We start from the raw sequence: 16160 nt of genomic DNA on the forward strand, positions 1-16160 counted from the left end.
TCGCTTTAGCACGACAATCCCTTCTATCGTATTCGTGCTCAATTTGTTACTGGCCAATACGTCGCTGCGGCGAAGCCATTTTCAAACCGCTGTTTGGATTGGCGGCGCCGCATGTCGATTTTTCGGTGGCTGGTTCGTCGTGTCAGTAGGGCGAGTGGCGCAACAAGGCCGGGCCTTTGGCCGCTCCTTTCGCCGCCCCTTTCGCTCCGTGATTTTCCCGAAACCTGGCAGGAGGTGATGAATGATTTACACGGATGGATTTTCGCAGGGATTGAAGCCGGCGCGGCTGCTGGGCGTGTCGGCCCGGCGGTTTCCGGGCGAGAACGCGCGCTACCGCGAGGCGCGCAACGCGTTGCTAGCCGAAGAAATCGAACTGCGCCGCCACATAGAACGCGTCGCGGCCCTGCGGCGGGCGCTGCCGCCCGGTGGACAGGTGCCGCAGGACTACCGGTTCGAGGGCGAGCATGGACCGGTGACGTTGTCGGAGATGTTCGGCGCTCACGATACGCTGGTGACCTACAACTGGATGTATGGGCCGCGAACCGAACGGTCGTGTCCGATGTGCACGTCGTGTCTGAGCGCACTGGATGGCGAGATGGCCGATATCCTGCAGCGCGTCGCCTTCGCGGTGATCGCCCGCTCGCCGATCGAGCGCCTTGTGGCGTTCAAAGAGGAGCGCGGCTGGCGTCATCTGCGCGTGTATTCGTCGGGCGGCAACAGTTTCAACCGCGACTATTCGGACGAAGATCCTGACGGTGAGGATAACTCGACCTTCAACGTGTTCACCCGTTCGGGCGGCGTGCTGCGGCATTTCTGGGGCACCGAGATGGGCCCGGAGACGGCCGACCCCGGTCAGGATCCGCGTGGCGCGCCCGACATCATGCCGCTCTGGACGGTGCTCGATATGACGCCGGGCGGCCGTGGCACGGACTGGTATCCGCGGCTGGAGTACGGCGCGCCGGCGGCGGCCACTACGGCGGGGAGCCGGTGTCACTGCGAGCCGGAGGCGGACGGCGCCTGATGCGGGTGCCTGGAGCCTGGACGCCTCGAGCAGAAGGGGCACTGAGGACACACCGCAGGCGCACCGAGCGCCGCTGAACCGAGCGGCGTAAGATACGCGTTCGCATAACGACGGGACGGCTTGATCGGCGAGCCACGCCGAGCGCCGCCCCGTTCCCTTGGTTTCCGCTACGGACGGCGTCATTCATGTTTCAGGCTTCCACCCCCTCATCGCAACTTTCCAAACCGGCCCAATACGACGAACTGGTCGCCCAGGCACGCTCGCTGATGGCCGGCGAAACCGATCGCATCGCCAATGCGGCGAATTTTTCGTCGCTGGTGTTCAATTCGCTGCAAGGGTTGAACTGGGCGGGCTTTTATTTCTTCGATGGTGCCGAACTGGTGGTCGGGCCGTTTCAGGGCAAGCCGGCCTGTGTGCGCATTCCGCTTGGCAAGGGCGTGTGCGGTACCGCCGCGCAGACTCGCGCTACCCAGGTGGTGCGCGATGTCCATGAGTTTCCGGGGCATATCGCCTGCGATTCGGCTTCGCAGTCGGAGATCGTGGTGCCGCTCGTCGCTGCGGATGGCAGCTTGATCGGCGTCTGGGATGTCGATAGCCCCCTGGTTGCGCGCTTCGATGACGAAGACGCGAAGGGCATGGAGGCATTGTGCCGGGTCTTTATCGAACTCGCGTGGGCACCAGCTTCGAAGTAGTCGCTTCGCAGCCCCATTAGCCAGGGCCGTCCGCTCGCGACGGCCTTTCATCCTTGATTTCCTTTTGACGGTTGCTTCAATTTACCGCCGTCGGCATTCGCGTTATATTTTCCTGGATATAACGTGGATTGACTTGAGGTGAAACCTTCAACTCAAGCGCATACGTATTTTTACGCCCGCATGACGACCGCGGCGCATACACAGATAATCGAACCGAGGTAATTTTTGAATAGCAATCTGAAGCAGGCGGTTGGTGAAAATTTTTCCGTCGAGGCGATGCATCACGCACGCACGATGACCTGGAAAGTGGTTGATGAAGTGGCGCAGAAAATCCGTCCGGGCATGCGCGAGTCGGAGGCCAATGCGCTTTGCAAAGAGATTCTGCACGAGCTCGGTATGGACCGGATCTGGCATCCAATCCTGATCCGCTTTGGCGAAAACACGCTCAAGACCTTCAAGCAACCCCCGCAGGCCGACCCGCAACTGGCGGCTAACGATATTTTCTTCGTCGATCTCGGCGTGGTATGGGACCGTCATGAAGGCGACGCCGGCGCCACCTTCGTGGTGGGCGACGATCCGGGGATGAAAGCCTGCGCGGAAGCGGTGAAGACGATTTTTGCGGAGGTCGAGCAGCATTGGCGTACCACCGGTGCGGGCGGCAAGGCGCTCTACGAGTATGCAGCGCAGCGGGCCGAGGCACTGGGCTGGCGTTTGAACGTGGACATCAAAGGGCATCGCGTCAGCGACTTCCCGCATGCCATCTATAAGGCTGGGAACCTGAGCGACTATGAAGAGCGGCCCGACGCATGCCTGTGGATTCTGGAAATACAGATCGCACATCCCACGCGGCCTTTCGGCGCGTTTTACGAAGACCTGCTCGGCTAAGCTTGCGGGCCGGCCGCCGGACAAGGTCGCGACGGCGGGGGGTTGTTGCAGCGGGCTCCGCCAGCCGCAACAACCCCGACGCACTGGATTAAAGACTCCCCAATCCCGTTACTGCGCTTCGATCTTCTTGGGCTTGGGCGGCGACTGCACCTTGGCGTACTGGAACTCAGGCGTGGCCTTGAGCGCGTCTTTGGTCGCGCCCGGCAGATACAGATTGCCGCCGTGCACGTCGAGCGCCGCGATGGGCACCGCGACATCATGCGTGGCGACGCCGAGGAAGCCGCCTGCCGAGACGATCGCGGCGGAGACCGAACCGTCCGGCGCCACGATCAGATCGCGCACCGTGCCGATTTTTTCATTCTGGTCGTTATAGACCGCTTTGCCGAGCACGCTCTTCTTGACGCTCCAGCCTTGCAGAAGCGCCTGGGATTGCTCGACCGTGACACTCAGAGGCTGAGTGCCGGCGACCTGGGCGTGAGCATCGATGCATGCCGCAAGTGCCACTGCTACGCATACTGCCTTGTACAAAGCCATATCGTTCACTCCGTGGTTGGATCCGGTGTTTGACGCGTTCACACATCATACCTTTCGAACCGCCTGCTTGCAGCGTAGCTTAGGCCCGCTCGGTATCGACTGAAGTTTTTCGCCGGTGCCGCCGTTAACTCCTCTGAGGGACATAACTAGCCTGCACGCACGTATCGTGCAGGCGTTCGCCAATCTGGAAAAGGTGTGGAGATGGAACGCTTTCGGCTCAACGTGCGGCTTTGGCTGGCGCTGGCGGTGATGTGCATGGGCATTCTGGCGATTGGACTATGGGGAGCGTTCAAGGCGCGCGACACCATGATCGCGGGCCGCGAGGCCGAACTGAAGAGCGTGGTGAGCGTGGCCCATGGCGTACTGGAGCGCTATAGCGGTCTCGCTGCGGCCGGCACGATGCCGCTCGCCGACGCACAGCGCAACGCGTTGGCCGATCTGCGAGTGATGCACTACGACGGCGCAGGCGGCTATCTGGTGATCGAGGACGCACATGCGAAAGTGCTGATGCATGGCGTGCGGGCCGATCTCGAAGGCAAGGACATGAGCGAGTTCAAGGATCCAGCGGGCCATCGCGTGTTCCAGGAAGGCTCGGACCTCGCCGAACGCGACGGCGAAGGCTTCATCCATCTGCAGTTCCTGAAGCCCGTGACCAACAAGATGGCGCCGAAGATCAACTATGTGCGTCTCTTCAAGCCGTGGGACTGGACCATCGTCACCGGCGTGTTCACCGACGACATCGACGCGGTGTTTTATATGACGCTCGCCGAGTACGTCGTCGCGGCACTGGTTCTCTGCCTCGCGGTGTCGATTGTGATCGGCCTGATTGCACGCAGCATCTTGCGCCAACTCGGCGGCGAACCCGCATATGCCGCGCAGATCGCCAGCCGCATCGCCGACGGCGAGCTCGACGTGGTTGTAGAGACCCGCAGCGGCGACACGCACAGCCTGCTGGCGGCCATGCAGCGCATGCAACTGCGTCTCGCCCAGGCGATCGCGCAGATTCGCAGCGGCGCCACGCTGATTTCCACGGTGTCGAGCGAGATCGCCTCCGGGAATGCCGATCTGTCGCGGCGTACCGAACAGCAGGCCACGGCGCTCGGCGAAACGGCCTCCAGCATGGAACAGATCACTGCGACCGTGAAACAGAATGCGGATAACGCCAAACAAGCTAGCCAACTGGCGCACAACGCATCGGAGACGGCGGTGCGCGGCGGCGAAGTGGTCGGCAAGGTGGTGGATACGATGCACGGTATTTCGCAGTCCTCTCATCGGATCGGCGACATCATCGGCGTGATCGAAGGGATCGCGTTTCAGACCAACATCCTCGCGCTGAACGCGGCGGTCGAAGCTGCGCGTGCCGGCGAGGAGGGGCGCGGGTTTGCGGTGGTGGCGGGCGAGGTGCGCAATCTGGCGCAACGCAGCGCGGCGGCGGCGAAGGAAATCAAGGCCTTGATCGAAGAGTCGGCGGCGCAGATCGCGGGGGGCTCGCAGTTTGTCGACCGCGCGGGTGCGACCATGCAGGAAGTCGTGCAGGCCGTGCGTCGCGTGACGGACATCATGGGCGAAATCAGCGCCGCCTCGGTCGAGCAGAGTTCCGGCATCGAGCAGGTGAATATTGCGGTCGCCAGCATGGATCAGACCACGCAGCAAAACGCGGCGCTGGTGGAAGAGGCCAGCGCGTCCGCGGACGTACTGAGGGCGCAGACCGCCCAGCTCGAAGCGGCCATCGCCGTGTTCACGCTGCCGGAGGGGGCTGCGCCGGCGCGGATGCGCTGAGGTGAGGGTGACCACGCTGGCGCTCAGTCGAACGACGCAGCGCTGACGCTGCGGCGCCGCCAGCGAGGTTTGCCCGTGCAACACTTTATGTCACGCGATGTCACGCCGTTTGGGTCGCGCCCGCACAGGGCCGCCCAGCGGGCGTTCCAGCCGCCCCTGCGGCGATGAAATCGCACGACATATCTTCTCGATAGTTCAAGTTCTCCCGTCCTTCTATATTCCGTTCGTCGCCACGTCGAAGTGCTCCATGTGGCCCGAACCGTGAAGGACATGCCGTGAACCTCTCATCATTCTCTCTCCCTGCTGCCGGCGCTTCGCTGGCTTCTCTCGCGAGCGCCCTGCGCGTCCGCCTTACCGTACAAAAACTCGCCGTTGCGGCGACCACTGCTGTATTGGTGCTGGCCAGTGCGCCCGCGTCCGCGTGGAGCTCGCGTGGCACGGCCTATACGTCGCGCGGCGTCTATAACGGCGCGCACGCAGGCTCCTGCGGTGGCGGAAGCTGTTCGCATGCGGGTGGCGTGGCGGGTCCGTGGGGCGGGGTGGCGACCAACACCGGCACCGTGACGCGCACCGCGCCTGGCCAGTTTTCGAATTCGGGTACCGCAACCGGACGCTATGGCAATTCGGTCCAGCACGCCGGCGATACCAGTTGCGCAGGCGGCACCTGCGCCCACACCGGCTCGCTGACCGGCCCGGATGGCAAGACCGCCACCACCTCGGGCAGCGTGACGCGTGATGCACCCGGGCAGTATTCGTCCTCCGGCTCGGTCACGGGCGCGAACGGCAATACGGTCAACCATTCGGCCTCGACCGATTGCGCCGGGAATTCCTGCTATCGCTCGGGCACCGTGACCGGCGCCGATGGCGGCACCGTTAATCACTCGGGTTCCGCGACCCGGGTTGCGCCGGGTGTGGTGACCACCTCCAGCAGCGTGACCGGTGTGCACGCCACGACCGTCACGGGCAGCGGCACGGTGGTTGCCGGCGGCACGGTCACGACTGGCACCGTCACAACGGGCAGCACCGCCGTCGTGGTCCGCTCGCCTGCGGTGATCGTCGCTCCCCCGGTTGCTTACGTTCCGCCGCCGCCGGTTGTTTATGTCCCGCCGCCGCCCGTCGTCTATGTCCCACCGCCGCCGCCTTCGCCGGTGGTGTATGTGGCGCCGCGCGCCGTCTACGTCGCACCGCCGCCACGGCCGTTGGTCTGGGTGCCGGGCCGTTGGGTCGGGGCGGTCTGGATTCCGGCGCACTGGGCATGAACGACAATATGCAACTGGACTCACAAGAGGATATGAGGGCGATGCGCTCGCCTGCGTCCGGCTCACGTACTCGCTGCTTGCGCAAAGGCGGTGGCGTAGCGCTGCTGGTGGCGGCACTCTCGGCAGTGGTCGCGATTGCCGCCACGACCGGCGGTGCGGCGAACGCATTCGCGCTGCCGGTGCCGTTTGCGGAGGTGCGGCTTACGGAGGTGCCGCTCTCGGACGATTTGCCGCTGCATGCGCCGCCGGCGCCACACCCGCTTTATCGGCCGGATTCATTGTCTTGCGGATTGCACTATGCGGTGGTGCTTGACCTCGCCGAACTCGCACGTCAGTACGGCAAAGGCTCTCATGCCTATCGGCATGCCTTCGGCAGCGTAGCGAATCAGCTCGACGTTTGCCGCACCGACGAACGCTATGCAGCCGCGTCGTCCGGTCCAGCAGATGTGCCTCGCGCAGGCGCGGCAGTTTCCTCGTACGACTGAAAATAGCGGCTCGGTGTGGTACCCAGGGCGCGCTTGAACATGGCGATGAAGGCACTCACGTTGTCGTAGCCGAGTTCGAGCGCCACCGTTGTAACCGGCAGGTCGGTAGCGAGCATCTCGAGCGCTCGCAGCAGACGGGCTTGCTGACGCCACTCGGCAAAACTGAAACCCGTTTCGTCGACAAAGCGGCGGCTCAACGTACGCGGCGAGACAGCCGCCCACGCGGCCCATTCCTCGAGCCGGCGGTTGTCCGCGAGGTCGCGGCTCAGCGCCTCGGCAATGCGCTGCAAGCGGGCATCTTCCGGCATCGGCAAGCCGAGGCGCTCGCGTGGCAAGCCGCGGATCTCATCGACGATCACGCCCGCAATGCGCAACTGCGCCTCGTCGAGCACGTCGCTGTGCCAACCGGCAGCACGCTTCACCGCCTCGCGCAGCAACGCGGACATGCGGATCGTGCAAGGCTCGGTGGGGAGCAGCGCGCAGGCCGCTTCTTCGATATAGACGCTCCAGCCCGAGTAGGCGCCGTGCGAGCGCAGCGAATGCGCGCGATACGGTGGAATCCAGACCGCATGGATGGCTGGCACGACCCACTGCTGGTTGTCGACGCCAACCGACAACAGCCCGCGCATCGCTCCAAGCAACTGGCCGCGAGCGTGACGGTGCGAGGCCGTGACGCGCGTCTCCATGCCGGCCTGCTCGACGGCGAAAAGAAAGGGGCCGCTGGCTGACTCCGCGCGACTCGGGGAAATCAAAGGATTGGACATGGCCGAAACAACGTATCGAATGGCCTTTATACCGGAGACTCGCCGGGGTCGTCCATCTACAGTGGAGTCACGCCACAGGGTGGCCTTAGCGCCGCAAGCTGGCGGACGATTGACCAGCCACTTCACTACTCACTTATCAAGGAAAGCAGCGATGAGAGCGGAACAGATGTTGCCGGACCACCTGAATCAAGCGGACCTCAACGGCGTGACCGTGCGCAAGGGCACCGTCGGCGCGTTTCTTTTCAACGCCATGGTCTGGACTGACCGTAGCGCCAGTGCGCAAACCCGGGCGGCCGCCGAGCGCGATATCCTCGACGCCTTGCCGGCGTTGCAGGCCCTGGGCCTCTTCGAGGTGATGGAGATCCGCGATGCCGCGTTGCGTACGCTCATCGAAGCGCATTGAGTTTGGGCGCGCGGCAACCTGCAGGCAGGGGCTGCGTGCGCACTCCGCCTGCCGCATTCATCTGTTGCGGAACAAATTGTCATACGAATTTTCGCGCCTAAAGGCGAGCGGCTCCGCTTGCCTCGGGCCGCGTTGCGGCGGTGCGCGCCGAGTCGAGCCAAGCCGCGCCTTTGCTGGTCAAACGGACGGTGGCGTCGGCGCGCGCCGTGCCGTCTTCGCGTATCACATCCACCAGTCCGCCGGTGGTGGCGTCTTCCCAGGCGCAGAGCCGCGGACAGGAGGTCCGCCACGCGTCCATGGTCTCCTCGTAGGTACGCGGTTGCGCCGCCACCCATGCGAGGAACTGCAACAGGTTGCCGGCATCGGAGCCGGTCTCCGCTAGTGTCGGCGTGCGAGTCATGATTTTCTCCGGGGGCGTCGTAAACACGCTTCCAGAATAGGTTGACGCACGTTGCATTGCCAATGCATGCAGCAAGCGAAATGCATACCCTGCGGGTATGGCTGCGCCAGGCGATAATCCTCGGCCTGTTCAACCGATGATGCCCATGACGAACCCAGCCTTTTGCCCCTTTGAGGACCTCGCTAAAACCTTGCTGTCGCACGCCGGCGCAGCGAACGACGACGGTTCGCACGATACGTCGCACTTGCAGCGGGTCTGGAAGAATGCCGCGGCCATTCAGGCCGAGGAGGGCGGCGACGCGCAGGTGCTGTTCGCCGCGACTCTCTTGCACGACTGCGTGCCCACCGAGAAAAATTCGCCGCTGCGCTCGCAGGCGTCGCGCCTGTCCGCGCAGAAGGCCGCTCAGTTGCTGAATGCGCTCGAGTGGCCGCCGCAGAAGATCGAAGCGGTGGCGCACGCGGTGGCAGCGCACAGTTTTTCAGCCGGCGTGACGCCGCTCACGGTGGAAGCTAAAACGCTGCAAGATGCGGATCGTCTCGACGCGATCGGCATGCTGGGGGTGGCGCGCTGCTTTTACGTGGCGGGCCGCATGGGCAGCGCCTTATACGATCCGCTTGACCCTCACGCAGAGGCGCGGCCGCTCGACGACACACGCTATGCGCTCGATCATTTCCGCGCCAAGCTGCTAAAACTTGCGTCGGGATTTCAGACGGAGACGGGCGCGCGCCTCGCGCGGCTCAGGCACGAGCGGCTTGAGCGCTTTCTCGACGAATTCGCGGATGAAATCTGAATGGCAACGGAGGGTGCTGCAGAAAAAATGAGGTGTCCTGCTGATACAACCGGGCGATGCGTGGCGCGAAGGGGGAAAGCCGTCTAGCGATTGTGTTGGTCCATAAAAATGGCCGCTCCGGTGGCTGAGAAAGGGGAACCGGAGCGGCCCGAGAGGAACTCGAGTACTGCTGACTCTGCTACGTCTTTAGATCTTTAGAACTTGTACGTCGCACCGATCTGGGCGAAAACGCCGAGGTAGTTGTAGATCGACGTGTCGTAGCCCGTCTGATCCAACGTGCCGTTCGCAAAGATCGGATCGTACGGCGGCTTGCGGTTCAGGATGTTGTCGACGCCGCCGTAAATCGTCCAATGCTTGATGCCCGAGTACGTCACCATCAGGTTGAACTGGCTATACGATCCGACTTTGTTCGGAGCGGGCGCCGGCAAGAGATTCTGCGCGTACGGGCCCGTGAACTCCCACGTCAACGCTGTATCCCACTTTTGGTAAGCCCAGTCCACAGTGGTGTTGCCCTTCCAGCGCGGGAAGCTGCCGCCGAACGGTTGCGTGATGGTGTAGTTGTTGCCTGCGCCGTTGATCGGCGACTGACCCGGGGCGCCGATCTTGAAGCTGTTCACGTAAGCCCAGTCAGCCGACACGGTGAACGTACCGACCTTCGTCGGCAGCGCTTGACGGAACGTGCCTTCGAAACCGTTCGTGTCGAGGTAGCCCAGGTTCTGGTACGGGATCACCGCGTAGAGGAGGTTGCCATTCGCGTCGTAGGCAGTCTGCGAAGGCGCGCCTTGGCCGATCACGTTGTCGACGCGAATCTTGTACCAGTCGAGGCCGACGTCGGTTGTACGCGTTGGCGAGAGTTCGAAGCCGATGTTCAGGTTTTTCGTCCGCTCGGGCGCGAGGTTCGGATTGCCCTCCGTGATCGACGTATAGTTCTGGCCGGACTGACTCACCTGGAGGCCCAGCGTTTGCGACTTGCTGTCCTCAACGAACGTCGGTGCACGGAACCCGCGGCTGTACGACGTATACATCGTCAGCGCTTGCACCGGCTGATAGCGCAGGGCGAAGCGTGGCGAGAACGCACCGCCGACATCGCTATAGTGGTCGTAACGACCCGATTGGCTAAACGTCAGGTTGTGGATGATTGGAACGTCGATCTGGTAGTACACGGCGGCCACGTTACGCTGGCCTTCCACCGTTTGAAGATTCGGACTGACGACCACGCCCTGCGAAAACTCATAACCCGGGGTCATGTCTTCGCTCTGGTGGGTAAACTGCGCACCAAAGCCGATGCCCACATCACCCGCCGGCAGATGGAACAGGTTTGGCGTGGACAGCGTCGCGTCAACCGTTTCGAGCTTCGAGATACCCAGGTTGTTCGCGTCCTGGTACAGGCCGTTGAATGCGCCCGGCGTAGCCGCCGGATTGGCGAAGTTGAGCGCACCGTTCTGGTAGATGTTGGTCAGCTGGTTCACGTTCAGCTCATTGCTGTACGTGTTCGACACCGTGCTTTGCGAGTGGCTGAGCGCCGCCGACCAGTCCCAGTCCCCGTACGGCAGGGTGAACGAACCCTTCAAGCCTGCTGCCGCGCGGTAATAGTTGGCGTCGGTCTTTTCCGATACCGCGTTCGGGAAAGCATAGGTGAGCGGTGTGGCCGCGCCCGTCGTGTTGTACGGGTTGGTCACCGGAACGGTCGTGTTGAATGGCGTGAGCAGTTGCGTCTGCGGATTCCACACGAGCGCGGGTGACTGCGGATTGCCGATTACGTTGCCCCACAGACCGTTGTTCTGGGTGGTCGTATTGTTGCTTTCCAGAAAATCAGCGTACGCCGTCGTGGTGTCGTTGATCTTGAAGTCAGCGTGAATCTTCGCGTTGAGACGCTCCGTCATCGGCGCGATGGACTGGCTCTCCGCCGTGTTGTAGCTGCAGACCGTCCCCGCCGAGCCTGAGGTCAGCGAGTTGCTGGCCGACGGACGCACCGCGCCGCCGAACGGGCAGCCGTTCAATGCCTGAGGACCGTTGGCCGTATTCCAGTACGACGGCGCGAGCAACGACAAACCGCCCGGCTGACCGGTGAAGTCCTGGTTCTGCGTCGAATTGCGGTCGGCCAGCGTAGAGCCGTTGTCCTTATAGGCGCTCGCCGCTACGGTGACGTTGAAGCGATCGGAGTTCAGATCGCCGAAGCCGCCGAGCACGCCAAACTTGTAAGTACCGTTGCCGCCACCGCTCGCGATCGTGCTGCCCGCGCTGCCGTCGAGTTGCAGACCCTGAAAATTGTGCTTGGTGATGATGTTGACCACGCCGGCGACGGCGTCAGAGCCGTATTGCGAAACGGCGCCGGTCTTCACGATTTCGATGCGGTCGATGTCGTTCAGCGGAAGCGTGTTCAGGTCGAAGAACGAATCGACGCTGTTCGAATAGAACGCGAACGGCGCGACACGCTGGCCGTCGACCAACACGAGCGTGTATTTCTCGCTCAGACCGCGCAGGGCAATACCGGCGGCGCCCGCGGCAAAGTTGCCGGACTGGCCTTCGCTCCAGCTGTCGGCCGAGTTGGCCGAGGTCGTGCGCAGGAAGTCGGCTACCGTCGTCGAGCCGCTGTCCTGAATCTGCTTCTGCGAAACCGTCTGAACCTGGTTGTAACCGACCTTGTCCGAACTGCGGATCAGCGAGCCGGTCACTTCGAAGCGCTGCAACTGCTGCACCTTGCCGTTGGAGCCGGTGGTGCCAGTCGTGCCCGAAGTGCCGTTTTGCGCGCCAGTCGTGCCCGGCGTGGTGCCCGAGGTGCCGCTTGGTGCCGTTGCAGCAGGTGCTGCTGGCGTGCTCTCCGCTGTGGCCGGCTGGCTCTGCGCGAACGCCGGAACGGCGATTGCGGCAGAGAGTGCCAGTTCCGCCCAGATTATTCTTCTGATGGCGATTGCTAATGCCCTTTGTTTCATTATTCCCCTCACACTTGTCAGTAAGGCCATACGCTGTTATGCGAAGAGAGGCCTTTTGGACCTCTCTACTCGATGCACGGCGTCACTCCGCCGTATTCCCTTTAAAGCTCCCACGCGTTGCCGCGTGCCTCTGCTGACGCGCTCGAAGCACGGCAAAAGCGGAATGGAGCCTGCTATTAGTATCGGACTACTAATTGATTTTTATCGAATTGCGCAGCGTTTTTTATCTTGCTAGGCGGGCGTCGAAACTTGATGCTCAAGACATGCTGCCGACACCTCCACCTTTTGTTCAAGCACACAAAAACATTCTGCATTCCTTACGAAATGCTTTAATCCAGCTTCACGTTTTGCACTAACTTAACCGCACAACGGGAAACGAACCACGGGGGAAACCCTGCCTCGGAGCGAGCTTCGGCACACCTTGCCGCGCTCGCCTGAGATACGCCGCCGGCACGCCGGAGATGCTACGCCGCGGTTGTAGACCGGTTTGTAATACACCTTCAGTCATGCCTTACGAGTAGTTGCAAGACACTACCAAGACACAATGCCCTAGTCAAAATTTGTTTGATAGAAATAAATCTTGTTGTTTCCTCGCCGAAGCATCGGAGCGAGGGGAGAGCGGCCGATATCGCCGTCGGCGGCACATGCTATGCGCGGTGCATCGGGCGGTCGCAAGGCCGACTGAAGGGGGCAGGGCGGCGGCGGGGGAGGTCGGAGAGGATGCTCGATGCGCGGATTTGAATCGGCAGATCGCGCATCTAGAATCTTTATTCTAATTGAGCCAGCGTGGTGAACTTACATCGTTTCGAGAACATCGATCCCGAGCAAGCCGAGTCCGGTGCGCAGCGTATCGGCAGTCAGGCTGCACAACTGTAAGCGGCTCGTACGCGTCGCGCCGCTTGCATTGAGCACGGGGCACGCTTCGTAAAAGCGCATCAGGGCGGCGGCCAGGTCATACAGGTAGGCGCACAGATAATTCGGCAGCGCGTCCTGGGCGACGGCCAGTACAGCGTCAGAAAAGCGCGCGAGTTGCAGGGCAAGTTGCCGTTCGGCGGGTTCCGCGAGGATCACGGCAGCGTTGGCGTCCCATGCACCGGCACGGCGCAACACGCTCTGGATCCGGGTGTAAGCGTACTGAAGGTAAGGCGCCGTATTGCCTTCGAACGACAGCATGCTGGCCCAATCGAAAACGTAATCGGTGCTCCTGTTCTTGGCGAGGTCGAAGTACTTGATCGCACCAATGCCGACGACCTGAGCCACGGCGCGCCGCTCTTGCTCCGGCAATTCCGGACTCTTTTCAGTGACCAGATTGAAGGCGCGTTGCGTAGCCTCGTCCAGCAACTCGGCGAGCTTGACGGTGTCGCCGCTGCGCGTCTTGAACGGCTTGCCGTCGTCGCCCAGCACCACGCCGAATCCCACATGCTCCAGTTGGACCTCGGGCGGCACGTAACCCGCCTTGCGCGCGACTGCAAACACCTGCTGAAAATGCAGTTTCTGCCGCGCGTCGACGACGTACAGCATCCGGTCGGCCTTGAGCGTGCCGGCACGATAGCGGGTCGCAGCGAGATCCGTGGTGGAGTAGAGATAGCCGCCGTCCTGCTTTTGCACGATATACGCCGCGGGCTCGCCGTCCTTGCTGCTGAACTCGTCGAGAAACACGACCTGGGCGCCGTCGCTCGTGACGGCGAGCCCTTTCGCCTGGAGGTCGGCCACGACGACCGGCAGATCGTCGTTATAGGCGCTTTCGCCGTACACATCGGCATGCGTCAGGCCGACGTTGAGCCGGCGATAGATCTCCTCGCAATGATTCATGGAGACTTCGAGAAAACGCTTCCACAACCCCAGCACGCGTGGGTCGCCGCCTTGCAGCCTGACGACGTAGTCGCGCGCCCGGTCGGCGAATGCCGGGTCTTCGTCGAAGCGTTTCTTGGCGTTGCGGTAGAACACTTCCAGATCGGCGAGGGCGAGGTTCGAGGCATCGTCCGGACCGGCTTCGTCCATGCACGCTGTGAGCATGCCGAATTGCGTGCCCCAGTCGCCGACGTGGTTTTGTGCGATCACCTTGTGGCCGACGAAACGCAGCACTCTTGCCAACGCGTCGCCGATCACGGTGGAGCGCAGATGCCCGACGTGCATTTCCTTGGCGAGATTGGGCGACGAGTAATCGATCGCGACACACTGTGCGGCGCTCTCGGCCACGCGCGGAACCGCGAGGCCGCCGCCGTCGTTGAGCGCGGCCGTCACCCAGTTCGCCAGATACTCTGGCTCGACGGTCATGTTGATGAAGCCGGGCCCGGCAATTTCGATGCGGCTGACGATGCCGTCGAGTTGCAGATGATCGACCACCGTCTGCGCGAGCGTACGCGGATTGAGCTTGCGCGACCTGGCAGCCGCCATGATGCCGTTAGCCTGATAGTCCCCATGCTCGGGACGGCCGGCGGGTTGAACGTTCGCGGTGGCATCCGCGCAGCCGGCTGCCACGAGGGCTTCCTGGACGCGGGCGTTGAGAAGCTGGAGCAGGGTCTGATTCGGCATCGATCTGGGGTTTGAGTTTTTTGGGGCGCGAGGAGACCCCTGCAGCGATTCTACATGGGCCGATCAAACCCTGAACCGCGATACCGCCAGTTGCAGCGCCTTGGCCTGCTCATCCAGTGAGAGCGCTGCGGCGGTTGTCTGTTCGACGAGCGCCGCGTTTTGCTGGGTCACTTCGTCCATCTGCGAGACGGCCCGGTTGACCTGTTCGATGCCGTCGCTTTGCTCGCCGGAAGCGGCGGCGACTTCGGTCATGATGTCGCTGGCGCGCCGGATCGCTTGCACGATCTGTTGCATCGTGGCGCCGGCGGTCTCGACCAGACCCGTGCCGTCGCTGACGCGACTCGCTCCGGCCTGGATCAGCGCCTTGATTTCCTTCGCCTCGGCGGCGGAGCGCTGCGCCAGCGTGCGCACCTCGCTCGCCACCACGGCGAAACCGCGGCCCTGCTCGCCGGCACGAGCCGCTTCGACGGCGGCGTTCAAGGCGAGGATGTTGGTCTGGAAGGCAATGCCTTCGATCGCGCCGATAATGGCCGACATCTTGGCCGACTGGTCGTGGATATCGGCCATCGTGCCCACTACGCGATCCATCACGCCGCCGCCGCTCGCAGCGATCTCCGACGCTTCTTTCGCTAACTGGCTCGCGTGGGTCGCGTTGGCGTTGTTCTGCCGCACGGTGGCCGTGAGTTGCTCCATGCTGGCGGCCGTCTGTTCGAGGGCGGCCGCCTGCGATTCGGTACGGCGCGACAGGTCGGCGTTGCCGGCGGCAATTTCCTGGGTTGCCGTCACCATGGTCGCGCTGCCGTCGCGCACCGACGACACTGTGCCCAGCAAACCGTCGCGCATCGCCGCTAGCCCACGCATCAATTGACCCATTTCGTCGTGCCCGCTGCTTGCGATCGAATGGGTAAGGTCGCCCTTCGAAATCGCCGCGCAGGCGCGCAAGGCGTTGGCGAGGGGCACCGAGATCGCGCGCTGCAAACCGAGCGCGCAGAGCGCGGCGATCGCAATACCTAGCAGCATCGCGGCGGCTGAAACGATGCTCATGGTTTTCAGCGTCTGCTGGAAGCTGTCGTAGTTGTCGGCGCCGCGTTTGAGCAGATAGGCGTTCAACTGGTCGGTGCTTTTGGTCAACGCAAGCGAGAGGACCGGCATGGTCGTCATCGTGATCGTGTCGGCGGTCTTCGGGTCGCCGTGCTGCAGCGCCTGCAAGGACGGCTCGATGCCTTCGTTGAGCAGCTTGTCGAAATTCGCGGATACCGCGTCGACCAGGCGCTGTTCGTCAGCATCATGGGGTAGCGCGAGGTAACGCGCGAGCGCCTGCTTCGAGGTGGCCAGATAGCCGCGCGTCTTCGTGATCAGGGTCGGCAGGTCAGGGGACTCGGGGTGCAGCAGCGCGCGGTCCATGGTCACGCGGGCAATCGCAAGGTTGTACTTGCTGTCGCCCATAGCGACTGCCGAGGCGAGCTGCACGGAGTAGGTTTCGCGCAGCGCGGCCCGGCCGGACTCGGTGCTGAACTGGTCCAGGGCGCCGAGGGCCAGCAGTAGCGCGACCAGACAGCCGACCGTCGCCCAGATGCGGATTTTGATTGAGAATCGAGAGAACATGGTGCGGTGAAGGCTCCGGCTGGTTTGACGTCTGGACTAGCATTACGGTCCTATTGTCATTATCGGCAGCGGGGC

14 protein-coding genes are annotated in these 16160 nt (G+C 62.9%); 8 read left to right on the forward strand and 6 right to left on the reverse strand.

The annotated features are described in order from the left end of the window. The first annotated feature begins 241 nt into the window (after nt 1-241). The 3 genes from BLQ92_RS06845 to BLQ92_RS06855 all read left to right on the forward strand — a co-directional run bounded on the left by BLQ92_RS06845 (nt 242) and on the right by BLQ92_RS06855 (nt 2598). Nucleotides 242-1021 (forward strand): DUF899 family protein, encoded by a 780-nt coding sequence (locus tag BLQ92_RS06845; protein WP_090682770.1) that lies wholly within the window; start codon nt 242-244, stop codon nt 1019-1021. Between the two features lie 185 nt (nt 1022-1206). Further along, nucleotides 1207-1713, forward strand: coding sequence for a GAF domain-containing protein (locus tag BLQ92_RS06850; protein WP_090682771.1), 507 nt, complete (start codon nt 1207-1209; stop codon nt 1711-1713). 225 nt (nt 1714-1938) lie between these two features. Continuing rightward, complete coding sequence (locus tag BLQ92_RS06855) at nt 1939-2598, forward strand: M24 family metallopeptidase (RefSeq protein WP_090682773.1); 660 nt, start codon at nt 1939-1941, stop codon at nt 2596-2598. Nucleotides 2599-2706: 108 nt separating this feature from the next. Here BLQ92_RS06855 and BLQ92_RS06860 read toward each other — a convergent pair whose 3' ends face one another. Then, on the reverse strand, nt 2707-3132 hold the full coding sequence (locus BLQ92_RS06860; protein WP_090682775.1) for a PRC-barrel domain-containing protein: 426 nt from the start codon (nt 3130-3132) through the stop codon (nt 2707-2709). 201 nt (nt 3133-3333) lie between these two features. Between BLQ92_RS06860 and BLQ92_RS06865 the strand changes: the two genes are divergently transcribed. The 3 genes from BLQ92_RS06865 to BLQ92_RS06875 all read left to right on the forward strand — a co-directional run bounded on the left by BLQ92_RS06865 (nt 3334) and on the right by BLQ92_RS06875 (nt 6655). After that, on the forward strand, nt 3334-4911 hold the full coding sequence (locus BLQ92_RS06865; RefSeq protein WP_090682777.1) for a methyl-accepting chemotaxis protein: 1578 nt from the start codon (nt 3334-3336) through the stop codon (nt 4909-4911). A 275-nt stretch (nt 4912-5186) separates the two neighbouring features. Continuing rightward, nucleotides 5187-6170 carry a hypothetical protein gene (locus tag BLQ92_RS06870; protein ID WP_090682779.1) on the forward strand — a complete coding sequence of 328 codons (984 nt, stop codon included), beginning with the start codon at nt 5187-5189 and terminating at the stop codon, nt 6168-6170. Further along, the gene (locus BLQ92_RS06875; RefSeq protein WP_090682780.1) at nt 6167-6655 is read left to right on the forward strand and encodes a hypothetical protein; all 489 of its coding nucleotides are present in this window, start codon (nt 6167-6169) and stop codon (nt 6653-6655) included. The genes BLQ92_RS06870 and BLQ92_RS06875 overlap by 4 nt, the downstream gene beginning before the upstream one ends. On the opposite strand, the gene BLQ92_RS06880 is transcribed toward BLQ92_RS06875, so the two are convergent. Next, nucleotides 6586-7419, reverse strand: a complete 834-nt coding sequence (locus BLQ92_RS06880; RefSeq protein WP_090682781.1) for an AraC family transcriptional regulator — start codon at nt 7417-7419, stop codon at nt 6586-6588. The two genes, BLQ92_RS06875 and BLQ92_RS06880, sit on opposite strands and share 70 nt — an antisense overlap. Nucleotides 7420-7570: 151 nt before the next feature. On the opposite strand from BLQ92_RS06880, the gene BLQ92_RS06885 reads away from it, so the two are divergent. Beyond that, nucleotides 7571-7822, forward strand: coding sequence for a hypothetical protein (locus BLQ92_RS06885; protein WP_090682783.1), 252 nt, complete (start codon nt 7571-7573; stop codon nt 7820-7822). Between the two features lie 97 nt (nt 7823-7919). Here the strand turns inward: BLQ92_RS06885 and BLQ92_RS06890 are convergent, their stop codons facing one another. Beyond that, nucleotides 7920-8222: a hypothetical protein gene (locus tag BLQ92_RS06890; protein WP_090682784.1), complete on the reverse strand. Its 303-nt coding sequence runs from the start codon at nt 8220-8222 to the stop codon at nt 7920-7922. 145 nt (nt 8223-8367) lie between these two features. Here BLQ92_RS06890 and BLQ92_RS06895 point away from each other — a divergent pair, with 145 nt between their 5' ends. Continuing rightward, nucleotides 8368-9012, forward strand: a complete 645-nt coding sequence (locus BLQ92_RS06895; protein WP_090682999.1) for an HD domain-containing protein — start codon at nt 8368-8370, stop codon at nt 9010-9012. A gap of 194 nt (nt 9013-9206) precedes the next feature. Here BLQ92_RS06895 and BLQ92_RS06900 read toward each other — a convergent pair whose 3' ends face one another. The 3 genes from BLQ92_RS06900 to BLQ92_RS06910 all read right to left on the reverse strand — a co-directional run bounded on the left by BLQ92_RS06900 (nt 9207) and on the right by BLQ92_RS06910 (nt 16085). Continuing rightward, complete coding sequence (locus BLQ92_RS06900; protein WP_090682786.1) at nt 9207-11945, reverse strand: TonB-dependent receptor; 2739 nt, start codon at nt 11943-11945, stop codon at nt 9207-9209. 795 nt (nt 11946-12740) lie between these two features. Then, the gene (gene argS, locus BLQ92_RS06905; protein WP_090682787.1) at nt 12741-14480 is read right to left on the reverse strand and encodes an arginine--tRNA ligase; all 1740 of its coding nucleotides are present in this window, start codon (nt 14478-14480) and stop codon (nt 12741-12743) included. Between the two features lie 63 nt (nt 14481-14543). Further along, nucleotides 14544-16085, reverse strand: coding sequence for a methyl-accepting chemotaxis protein (locus BLQ92_RS06910; RefSeq protein WP_090682789.1), 1542 nt, complete (start codon nt 16083-16085; stop codon nt 14544-14546). Nucleotides 16086-16160: the final 75 nt, after the last annotated feature.

The sequence above is a fragment of the Paraburkholderia phenazinium genome (assembly GCF_900100735.1).
Lineage (GTDB): Bacteria > Pseudomonadota > Gammaproteobacteria > Burkholderiales > Burkholderiaceae > Paraburkholderia > Paraburkholderia phenazinia.